The 712-nt window shown below is 77.8% G+C and carries 1 protein-coding gene; it reads left to right on the top strand.

The annotated features are described in order from the left end of the window. The coding region (locus KUM32_RS39065) for an acyltransferase domain-containing protein (RefSeq protein WP_217146517.1) at positions 1–712 on the top strand (712 nt) is incomplete at both ends.

The raw sequence follows: 712 nt of genomic DNA, 5'->3' as shown, positions 1-712 counted from the left end.
CGGCGGTCGACGCGGTCGCGGAGCACTTCCGGGCCGCCGGCCGGCGGGTCAAGCGGCTGCGGGTCAGCCACGCCTTCCACTCGCCGCTCATGGAGCCGATGGTGGCGGACTTCCGCGCCGCCCTGGCCGAGCTGTCGTACGCCGCGCCCACGCTCGGCGTGGTCACGACGGGCGGCCAAAGTGACGGCGACTGGAGCGACCCGGAGTACTGGGTGCGGCACGTCCGCGAGCCCGTGCGCTTCGCCGATGCCGTACGGGAGTTGGCGGACCTCGGCGTGGCGCGCGTCCTGGAGGTCGGCGCGGACGGCACGCTCACGGCCCTGGCACAGGAGTGCCTGGCCGACGCGTCCGACGTGGCCCTGGTGCCCACGCTGCGCAAGGACCGCCCCGAACCGCACGCCGCCGTCGCGGCCCTGGCCCACCTGCACGCGTACGGAGCGGCCGTGCCGTGGGCCCGGCTGCTGCCCGCGGGCGACGCCGTACCCCTGCCCACGTACGCCTTCCAGCGCGAGCACTACTGGCTGCGCTCGGCCGCCGGGGGCCGGGCGGACCTCGCCGCGGCCGGTATCGCGGCGGCGGACCACCCGCTGCTCGGCGCGGCCGTGCCGCTCGCCGACGGGCGGGGCCTGGTGTGCACGGGCAGCCTGTCGCTGGCCAGCCACCCCTGGCTGGCCGACCACGCGGTGGGCGGCGCGGTGCTGCTGCCCGGCAC

Source organism: Streptomyces sp. AC627_RSS907 (assembly GCF_019049165.1).
The sequence above is the reverse complement of the archived record's forward strand: the minus strand, read 5'-3'. Positions and strand labels throughout refer to the sequence as shown.